Below are 11,004 nucleotides of genomic sequence, written 5' to 3'. Positions count from 1 at the left end.
GTGGAACACCGACGTGGCGGGCGCCTGCTCGCTCGCGATCCGCGAGCTGCCGGCCGGCCCCGTCGGCATCCGAACCGGCGGCCCGGCGAGCGGCACGGTCTGCGCCGTCCCGGTCTCCGCGCTCACGCCGGGGACCCCCTACGCCTACACGCCGCGCGCCAACGGCGTAGCGCTCGCGCCGGAGTCGACGTTCCAGACCGACGATCCGACCTTGCCGTTCACGTTCCTCGTCGTCGGCGACACCGGGTGCGGCTGTCCGGCGCAGAATCTCGTGCGCGATCGCATGCTCGAGAACCCCGCGGACTTCATCCTCCACACCGGCGACATGATCTACGAAAACGGCGAGGCCGCGAACTTCGATCCGAGATTCTTCCTTCCGTACCGGGACCTGATTCGCGAGGTCGTCTTCTGGCCGCTGCTCGGCAATCACGACGTCCGCACGGCCGGCGGCGGCGGGCAGCCGTGGCGGGACGCCTTCCATACGCCGGCCAACAACGCGGCCGGCTCGGAGCACTACTACTCCTTCGATTTCGGCAACGCGCACGTCGTGGTGCTCGATTCCAACGCGAGCCTTTCGCCCGGGAGCGCCCAGTACACGTTCCTCAATCAGAATCTCGCGGCGAGCACCGCCACCTGGAAGATCGTCGCCTTCCATCACACGATCTACTCGAGCGGAACGCACGGGAGCGCTACGAGCATCCGGGCGAGCCTCGTGCCCGTGTTCGACGCCCAGGGCGTCGACCTCGTCTTCATGGGTCACGACCATCACTACGAGCGGACGCTCCCGATGTTCGCCGACCAGGCGGTCGCGCCCGGTCAAGGAACCACCTACGTCACGACGGGCGGGGGCGGCCGCTCGCTGTACGCCGGTGGCGAGAGCGCGTTCACGGCGTACCAGGAATCGGCGAACCACTTCGTGCGCGTCGCCGTCGACGGCACCGTCCTCACCCTCGAGATGGTGCGAAGCGACGGCGCGGTGCGCGATCTGGCGGTCCTCGCGAAGAATCCTCCGGGCGTCTGCGGCGACGGCACGGTGAATCCGGGCGAGATCTGCGACGACGGGAACGCGGCGAGCGGCGACGGATGCGACGCCAACTGCACGCCAACCGGTTGCGGCAACGGCGTGGTGACCGGCGGCGAAAGCTGCGACGACGGGAACGACCTGCCCTGCGACGGCTGCTCGCCCGCCTGCCTCATCGACACGACGTACTGCCTCGCACCGGTGGCCGACACCTACATCGAGAACCAGACCGAAGCGGCCTGGGACCACGGCGCCGCGGCGTCGCTCGCCGTCGACCGCTCGCCCTACGACGTCGCGTACCTGACCTTCGACCTCTCCGCGATCCCGGGCGTGATGCGCCGGGCGACCCTCCAGTTGCGATGCACCAACAAATCCCCGGACGGCGGCACCGTCTACCCGGTCGCGGATTCGAGCTGGATCGAGGGCACGACGACAGGCAGCGCGAGCGGACCCGGCCTCAAGTGGACGCAGGTCGACACCAACGGCAACGGGAATCTCGACACGGGCGACGTGTCGGCCTGGATGCCAGACTTTGCGCGTCCCGTCGGCAGCATCGGCGCGGTGGACGTGGGCCAGACCGTGAGCGTCGACGTGACGTCGGGGATCACGGCCGATGGCGTGCCGCAGACGCTCGCCATCCGCAGCGAGTCCACGAATGGCGCCACCTACGGCTCCCGTGAAGCGGCGAGCGCCGCCGACCGCCCGGTCCTGCTCGTCGAGATCGAGCCCACCGTCTGCGCGTCGGACGCCGACTGCGACGACGGGGATCCGTGCACCACGGATCGGTGCGATGCCGCATCCGAGTGCAGCTACGTCCCGGCGCCGTGCCTCACGAGCACCCCGGCCCGCACCGCCACCCCATTGCCGACCGCCACGCGCACGCCCACCCGCACGCCGACCCGGACCCCGACGCCGACGCGCACCGCCACGCCGACCCACACCGCCACCGCGAGCGCCGCGCCGACGCCGCTCCCGACCGCTGGAACGACGATCGAGCTGGCACCGGTCGCCGATACCTACATCGAGAGCCGGACGGAGGCGGCGTGGGATCACGGGGCCGCCGGGTGGCTCGACGTCGACCGCTCTCCCTACGGCGTCACGTATCTCGCCTTCGACCTCTCCTCGGTCGCGGGGACCGTGCGACGCGCGACCCTGCGTCTCCATTGCACCAACGCCTCCACCGACGGAGGCACGCTCTACATGGTCGCGGATTCGAGCTGGATCGAAGGAACGTCCGCCGGCAGTACGAGCGGGCCGGGCCTCACGTGGACGCAGGTGGACACGAACGCCGACGGGAGCCTGGATGCGGGGGACGCGTCCCCGTGGATGCCCGATTTCACACGTCCGCTCGGAACCCTCGGCGCGGTGGTCCGCGGCCAGGCCGCGACGGCGGACGTGACGGCCGGCGTGGCGGCCGGCGGGCGGCACACGCTCGCCATCCGGAACGGCACGAGCGACGGAGCGACCTATGCCTCCCGCGAAGCGACGAGCGCCGTCACGCGCCCCGCCCTCGTCGTCGAGCTCGACCCCGCCGGGTGCGCGCCCGGCGCCGCCTGCGACCCGACGAGAACGCCGACCCCGACGACGACGGCCGCGCCGACACGGACCGCAACCGCCACCCTGTCGGCGACGCCGTCGCGCACCTCCACCCCCGCCACGACGCCCTCGCCGGCGCCGAGCGGCGGAGTCACGACCCTCGACCTCGCCCCGGTCGCGGACACGTACATCGAGAAGGGCACCGAGGCGACGTGGGACCACGGGCGCGCCACCTTCATGGACGCCGACCGGTCCCCCGCCGGCATCAGCTACCTGAAGTTCGATCTCACGAGCGTCACGCAGCCGGTCGTGGCGGCGCGTCTCACGCTGCGCTGCACCAACGCCGCGGACGACGGCGGGACGTTCTTCTCGGTTCCCGATTCGAGCTGGCTCGAAGGGGACCGCAACGGGCTCGACGCGGCGAGCGCCGGCGGCCCGGGACTCAAGTGGGTGGACGTGGACAGCAACGGCGACGGAACGATCGACGCGGCCGATGCGTCGCCCTGGCGTCCCGATTTCGCCGTGCCGATCGGAGCGCTCGGCGGCGTCGCGAAGAGCACGAGCGTCACCGTCGATCTCACCGCCGGCTTCCAGGGCGGACCGGGGCTCTATACCGTCGCCATCCGGAGCCAGAGCTCCGACGGCGTCACCTATGCCTCGCGCGAGGCCTCGACCGTCACGTCGCGTCCGATCCTCCGACTGAGCCTGGCGCCGTAGGACGCGCCACGACGCTTGCCGATCGGGTGCTGCGCAACCCGTTGCGCAGCACCCCAAGAACCGCTGGTCGCCCGAAGGCGAACCTGGTAGCCCACCGTGCACCGGAGCTAGGCGCTTGGGCGAACCGCTTTCCCCTTCAGGTCGCCGATCATCGTCGCCGCCGCGCGCGGTCGCGATCGCGGCGCGACGGAGCGCCGTGGTCGCGCTGCTCGCGCTGTTGCAGGCGGGCTCCGCCGGCGCGCAACCCGCCTCGCTGAAGACGCTCGCCGTTCCGAAGCCCACGAATCTCGCCGACTTCGTCCGCGACGAGCAAGCCGCGATCGCGCTCGGGAAGGCGCTCTTCTGGGACATGCAGGCGGGCAGTGACGGCGTGGTGGCGTGCGCGACGTGTCACTTCCACGCGGGCGCCGACGGACGCTCCAAGAACCAACTCGATCCCGGCACCGCGCACGGCGCCACCACGTTCGAGCTCGGCGGGCCGAACGCGACGCTGCAAGCGACCGACTTCCCGTTCCACGAATTCGCCGATCCCGACGACCGCTCCTCGGCGGTGCTCTTCGACACCGATGACGTGATGTCGTCGAGCGGAGTCTTCCGGGCCGATTTTCTCGACGTCGTCCCCGGAAGCGCGGTGGAGGCGTGCGCGTCGGTGCTCGATCCCATCTGGAACGTCGGGGGCACGAACGTGCGCCAGGTGGAGCCGCGTAACACCCCCACCGTCATCAACGCCGCCTTCATGTTCCGAGGCTTCTGGAACGGCCGCGCCAACGCGATCTTCAACGGCGTGAACCCCTTCGGACCTCGGGATCCGAACGCGCGCGTGCTCGACGTACAGGCGAACGGGAGCGCGGCGCCGGTCACGATCGCCATCGCGCCGGCGAGCCTCGCGTCGCAGGCCGTCGGCCCGCCTCTCAGCTCGATCGAGATGTCGTGCGCCGGACGCACCTTTCCGAAGATCGGCAAGAAGCTCCTCGGCCTCGTGCCGCTCGCGCAGCAGCGCGTCGATCCGCTCGACAGCGTCCTCGGCCGGCTCGCCAACAGCGTCCTCACGCCCGGCGCGCCCGGCCTGCAAGCGACCTATGCCGAGCTCATCGAGCTCGCCTTCCAGCCGCGCTGGTGGGACTCGACCGACGTCGTGACCTTTCCCGGCGGCGTGCTCACGGTCACGAGCGCCACGGGAACGCCGCTCACCACCGACCAGTTCACCGTCATGGAGGCGAACTTCTCCCTGTTCTGGGGTCTCGCCATCCAGCTCTACGAGAGCACGCTGGTCTCCGACGACGCGCCGTTCGACCGCTTCCGCGAGGGCCTCCCCGGCGCGCTCACCGCGCAGCAACAGCAGGGCTTGGCGCTGTTCCTGAACCAGGGACGCTGCTTCACGCACCACATCACGCCGGTCTTCACCGGCTCCACCCTGGCGACGCTCGGCGGCGAGGATCCGATCCAGAACATGCGGATGGCGACCGGTCGGGCGTTCTACGACGGCAGCTTCTACAACATCGGCGTACGGCCGACGGCCGAGGATCTCGGTGTCGGCGGCGCGGCGCCCGAGGGAGTCCCGCTCGGGTTCGCCAAGCGCGTCGCGCTCGGCCTTCCTGTGCCGGAGTTCGCGGTCATGGGGTTCGCTCCGCCCGCGATCGGTCCCACCGATCGGACCGCCAACGACGGCGCCCTCAAGACGCCGACTCTCCGCAACGTCGGATTGACTGCGCCCTACATGCGGAACGGCGGGATGCTCACGCTCGACCAGGTGGTGGCCTTCTATACCCGTGGCGCCGACTTCCACGAGCAGAACATCGCCAACCTGGATCCCGAGATCGACACCATCCCCGAGCTGGTCGGCAATCCCGCGAACAAGGCCGCCTTGGTTGCGTTCCTCGAGTCGCTGACCGACGACCGCGTACGCTTCGAGGCCGCGCCGTTCGACCATCCGGCGCTGGTGGTGCCGAACGGTCAGGTCGGCGATGCCGGAGCGGTCGTCGACGACGGGACCGGCAAGGCCCTCGACGACCTGCTCGAGATCCCGGCCGTCGGCGCCGCCGGACGCTGCGTCGGCATCGACGGGACGACCCGGTCGCCTTGCCCCGGAGCGATTCTCGACCTCGCCCCGATCGCCGACACCTACATCGAGGCCGGGAGCGAATCGACGTGGGATCACGGAGCGGCGCCCCACCTCGACATCGACCTCAACCCCTTCGGCGTCACCTATCTCAAGTTCGACCTACGCGGCGTCACGGCGCCGATCCAGCGCGCCACGCTGACCCTCGGGTGCACCAACAGCTCGAACGACGGCGGCAGCGTGTTCCCGGTCGCGGATTCGAGCTGGCTCGAGGGAACCGGAAACGGCGTGGACGCCAGCAGCGCCGGGGGACCGGGGCTCAAGTGGACCCAGGTGGACACCAACGCCGACGGCGCGATCACCGCCGCCGACACGTCTCCCTACGTGCCGACCTTCACGCGTCCGCTCGGATCGTTCGGAACCGTCACGGCGGGCCAGATCTTCACGGTCGACGTCGGCACCGACCTCGGAACGCCGGCGATCGTCACGCTCGCGCTCGAGTCCAACAGCAGCGACGGCGCAACCTACCATTCACGGCAGAGCGCCACGACGGGCCGCCGCCCCCGACTGCACCTCGAGCTCGCCGCCGTCGCGACCCCCACGCGCACCGCGACGCCGACGCCGACCGTCACCACCACCGCGACACCGACGGCGACCGCTACACCGACGGCGACCGGCACCTCCACACGCACCGCGACGCCCACCGCGACCGCCACCGCCACGGCGAGCCCGACGGCCACGACGACCCCCACCGCCACACACACCACGACACCCACGGCGACCGCCACCATCACCGCGACGCCCACCGCGACCGCCACGGCCACCGCCACAGCGAGCTCGACGGCCACGACGACCCCCACCGCCACGCGCACCGCGACGCCGGTGGCGACCGCCACCCCCACGCGCACCGTGACACCCACCACGACCGCGACCGCGAGCCCCACAGCCACGACGATCGTCACCGCGACGGCGACCGCGACGCCGACTGCGACCACGGTCGCCACGGCGAGCCCGACGGCCACGACGACGGCCACGACGACCGCCACGCCCACGCGCACCGCAACGCCATCGGCGACCGCCACCATCACCGCGACGCCCGCGGCCAGCGCGACGACGACCGCGACGACCACCGCGACGCCGACCACGACCACAGTCGCCACGGCGAGCCCCACAGCCACAACGACCCCCACCGCCACACGCACTGCGACGCCGACCGCGACCACGGTCGCCACGGCGAGCCCGACGGCCACGACGACCGCCACTCCCACACGCACCGCGACGCCCACGGCGACCGCCACCATCGCCGCGACGCCCCCGGCCAGCGCGACGGCGACCGCGACGCCCACCGCGACGCCGACGGCCATCGGCACTCCCACGCGCACCGCAACGCCATCAGCGACCGCCACACCGACAGCGACCGGCACCTCCACCCGCACCGCGACGCCCGCGGCCAGCGCGACGGCGACCACGACGCGCACCGCGACGCCGACCACGACCACGGTCGCCACGGCGAGCCCGACGGCCACGACGACCGCCACGCCCACGCGCACCGCGACGCCCACGGCGAGCGCGACGCCCATGCCCAGCGCGACCGCGACCGCCACCGCCGCCACACCGAGCGGTACGGCAACCGTTCCCCTTCCCACGGTCAGCGCCACGCCGCTCGCCCTCGGCCTCACCGATCCCGAGGCCGCACGCGGCGCGCGACGCTGTCAGTCGGCGTTCGAGCGTGCCGGTGGCGCGTTCGTCGCCCGCGAGCTCGGAACGCTCGCGCAATGCACCACCCCGATCTTGCGATGCCTGCAATCCGGCGGGGATCCGACTTGCCTCGAGAAGGCCGGCGCGCGCTGTCGGAGGCGCCTCGCACGGCTGCCGCGCGCGCGCACCAAGCTCGACGCCTCCATCGTTCGCGCGTGCACGAAGCCGCCCCTCACCATCGCGCACCTGACGAGCGGCCTCGGACTGGACTTCGACGCCCGCGCCGCCGAATGTCGTACGCGATTCGGCCTCGAGCTCTCCGACCTCGGTTCGATCGTCACTTGCGTCGCGCGCCAGCACACCTGCGTCGCCGAGCGAATCTTCCAGCACCACGTGCCGCGTACGAAGGAGATGCTACGCCTCGCACGGGTCGAGGCCGCCTCGCTTGCGGAGTTCCCGTGTCTCCAGGATCTCGGCGGGGACGGCGCGGGATTGGCGGACGCCTCCGGCGCACGCGCAGCGCTCCGCTGCAATGCCGCGCTCACCGCCACCGGCATGCGGCTCATCCGCCGACGGCTGGCGACGCTCGATCGCTGTGTCGACGGCGCCTTCACGTGCGTGCAGACTCGACGCAACGACCCCGGGTGCGTCGGTGCGGCCGGCGTCAAGTGTCGAAAGGCGCTCGCCCGCCTCGCCGACGACGTGGAGAGAGCGCGCACCGTAGCCGCCGCGAAATGCGGAGACGACCCGGCGATCTACCAACAGCTGCGGACGGCGGCGGGGCTCGGTCTCGCGGTGATCGACGCCTCGTGCGCCGCTCTCGGCCAGCCCGAGCCGGCCTCGGCTGCCGACTACGTGGCATGCGCGCTCCGGCATCACGAATGCACCGCGCGCGATCTCCTCGACTACCAGGCGCCGCGTGCTCGCGATCTGCTGCAAACGCTCGGCCTCACGCTGGTCGGAGCACCCTGCCCGTGAGCTCGGCCGGCGGAACCGCCTCGGGGAGCGCCGTGTAAGAGGAGCGTCTCAGCGATTGGGGAACTCGGCCTCGATGCGGGTGCCGGCGCCGGGACGAGACTCGATGCTCAACCTGCCGGCGAGGAGCGCCGCCCGCTCGCGCATGCCCGAGAGGCCGCTCGTGCTCCCCGACATCAGCTCCGCTTCCACATCGAAGCCCGCCCCGCGGTCCTCGACCACGACGCGGAGGTGGTGGTCGATCGCGGAGGCGTGGACGGCGACCTTCTCGACGTTCGCGTAGCGGGCCACGTTGGTGAGCGCTTCCTGCACGATGCGGTAGGCAGCGGTCTCCACGTCCGGCGAGAAGCGGCGATCGAGCCCGACCTGATCGAACTCCACAGCGATGCCGGTCTGCCGGAGGAAGCGTTCGAACAACCACCGCAGCGCCGACAGCAGGCCGAAGTCGTCCAGCATCGCGGGCCGCAGATCGAGCGACAGATCGCGCACCCGGTCGATGAGGTCGGTGACCAGGCGGGTGAGCTCGCCGAGGCGCGCTCGGAAATCCTGCGGCTGGTGCTCGAGTTGGCCGAGCAGCAAGCTGATGCCCGTCAGGTATTGGCCGATCTCGTCGTGGAGCTCGCGCGCGAGGTGGCGCCGTTCCGTCTCCTGCACGGTCAGCAGCCGGTGCGACAGGACCGCGAGGCGCTCGCGTCCGACCCGGACCTGCTCGAACAGGCGATGCCGCTCGAGCGCGATCGCCAACGCGCTGGTCGCCTGCTCGAGCACCGCCACATCGGGGGTCGCGCAGCCGTCCACGTCGTTCCACAACAAGGTCAGGAGACCGATCACGTTGCGGCCGGTGTACAACGGCAGGCTCAGCGTCGAGCGGAACCCGATCGCGAGGCAGTAGTGGACGATCGGGAAGTGCGCGAGCGACGTCAGATCGCGCACCTCGTCGGAACGCCCGGCCGCGAGCGCGGCGCCGCCCGGATAGTCCGACACCCGCAGACGCATGTCGCGGCTCACACCGGGAGGCCAGGGCTCGTCCGCGGCCACGAACCTGATCCACTCGCGGCGCTCGTCGAAGAGGGCCAGGCTGGCGCTCGCGCACCGCGCCAGCTCGCGCAGGCCGGCGCAGACCTCGGGAAACGCCGCCGTCACGTCGACGTGGGTGTGGAGGCCGCGCAGGATCGTGTTGACGGCGGTCGTCGCCCGTTCGTGACGGCGCCGCAGGCGCTCGGCTCGTTGGCGCTCCGTAATGTCCTCGGAGATGCCGAGCAGGTAGGCAGGCTCGCCCTTCTCGTCGAGGATCGGGATCTTCTTCGTGTGCAGCAGGCGCACGCCGTGGGCCGCCGTGTCGATCGGCTCCTCGGCGATCTCGAGCAGGGTCTTGTCGCGCAGTACGGCGCGGTCCTTCTCGGTGAAGAAATCCGCCTCCGCCTTCGGGAAGAAGTCGTGGTCGCTCTTGCCGATGAGGTCGGCGCGCTCGTAGCCGAGCAGGTCCTCGCCGGCGCGGTTGAACAGGACGAAGCTCAGGTCCCGCGCGTCCTTGACGAAGACCATGTCGGGGATGTTCTCGACGATCGAGTCGAAGAACGACTTCGCCCGCAGAAGCTCCTCCTCCAGGCGCTTGCGCTCGGAGACGTCGCGATGGACGGAGATCCAGACGGTGCCGAGGTCCTGGTGGTCCAAGGTGGAGACGCTCGCGTGGCTCCAGAAGCGCGCGCCGTCCTTCCGGACGCTGCGGAGCTCGCCGTCCCACCGGCCGCGGGAGCGGAGCAGCGCGATGATGTCCTCGGCGAGACGCATCGGCTGGGTCTCGTCCGGCGCGTTCAGGATCGAGACGTGACGCCTCAACAACTCCCCCGGCCCGTAGCCGAACATCCGCTCGAAGCAGGGATTCGCGAAAACGATCACGGCGTCGCTGGCACGCACGACGACGATCCCCTCGCTCACGTGGCGCAGGATCTCGGTGCCGATGGAGGCGGCGTCCGTCGTCACGGATCGTGTTGGATCCTCCGCGCCGGCGCGATGCGCATGCCCCACGAGCGTCGCGTAGCAGAAGGCGGGCGGTGGGACCAACGACCTCGGAGGCCGACAGGCGCGCATCACGCGCCAAAGCAGCCTCGCGAGATCGGGGAGGTGTGAAGTGGGCCGTGTAGGACTCGAACCTACGACCCGCTGCTTAAAAGGACGGCCAAGGCGCGAGCCACTACCGACCAGGACCGGCCAATGAACGCGCGGAGAAGCGCGGGACTGCGGCGGAGGCGACGCGTGACCCGCGTCAGATCGGTCAGGAGCGCGTCGACCGTGTCGGGACGCCCGTTGGCCAACTGGCCCTTGAGGTAGCTCCAGACCAGCTCGTCCGGATTCAGCTCGGGCGCATAGGCGGGGAAGCGTTCGACGTGGAGGCGCGGATGCCGGGCGAGCAGCTGGCGCACCGCAGCGCCGCGATGGATCATGCCCCCGTCCCACACGACGATGATCGTCCCGGCGAGATGCCGGAGGAGTTCGCGCAAGAACGTCGCAACCTCGACGTGCGTAATGTTCGCGAGGTGGAAGTGCGCATACAAGCCGCAATGCTGGCGCACGGGGATGACCGTGACCGCCGAGATCGCGGACACCCTGTCGTGGCGGTAGCGATGATGGACGAGCGGGGTCACGCCGCGCGGCGCCCACGTGCGACGCACCGTGGGAATGAGCAGGAACCCGCTCTCGTCCAGGAACACCAACGATGCCTTCAAGCGCCGGGCTTTTTTCGGATCGCGGATTGGCTTGGCTATCAGCTTCACTGCGCTCGTGTGGACGTCCGCCGTAGCACCAACGCCGTCAAGGAGCGCCAGCAATGCCTGATGCGCAGCCTGCCATCGACGGACGAGATCTTTGCCGGCGCCTCGATCAGGGATCATGGTCAGTGCGGCGTCGAGAATGCGGCCGTCATTCCGCGGTTTCCAAACGCGCGAGCGGACTCAAAATCGCAGCGGGGATTCATTTGACAGGAGCCCACGGTAAGTTT

Annotated in this window: 4 protein-coding genes; 2 read left to right on the top strand and 2 right to left on the bottom strand. The window is 70.7% G+C overall.

The window, feature by feature from the left end; genetic code table 11:
• Nucleotides 1–13 precede the first annotated feature (13 nt).
• On the top strand, nucleotides 14–3,274 hold the full coding sequence (locus tag IT293_00770) for a metallophosphoesterase (protein ID MCC6763169.1): 3,261 nt from the start codon (nucleotides 14–16) through the stop codon (nucleotides 3,272–3,274).
• A 196-nt stretch (nucleotides 3,275–3,470) separates the two neighbouring features.
• Nucleotides 3,471–8,009: a hypothetical protein gene (locus IT293_00765; protein MCC6763168.1), complete on the top strand. Its 4,539-nt coding sequence runs from the start codon at nucleotides 3,471–3,473 to the stop codon at nucleotides 8,007–8,009.
• 48 nt (nucleotides 8,010–8,057) lie between these two features.
• On the opposite strand, the gene IT293_00760 is transcribed toward IT293_00765, so the two are convergent.
• Nucleotides 8,058–9,989, bottom strand: a complete 1,932-nt coding sequence (locus IT293_00760; protein ID MCC6763167.1) for a PAS domain S-box protein — start codon at nucleotides 9,987–9,989, stop codon at nucleotides 8,058–8,060.
• A gap of 170 nt (nucleotides 9,990–10,159) precedes the next feature.
• Entirely contained in the window at nucleotides 10,160–10,897 is a 738-nt protein-coding gene (locus IT293_00755) for an IS630 family transposase (protein ID MCC6763166.1), read from the bottom strand.
• Nucleotides 10,898–11,004: the final 107 nt, after the last annotated feature.

The organism is Deltaproteobacteria bacterium, from assembly GCA_020848745.1.
Taxonomy (GTDB): domain Bacteria; phylum Desulfobacterota; class Binatia; order UTPRO1; family UTPRO1; genus UTPRO1.
The sequence above is the reverse complement of the archived record's forward strand: the minus strand, read 5'-3'. Positions and strand labels throughout refer to the sequence as shown.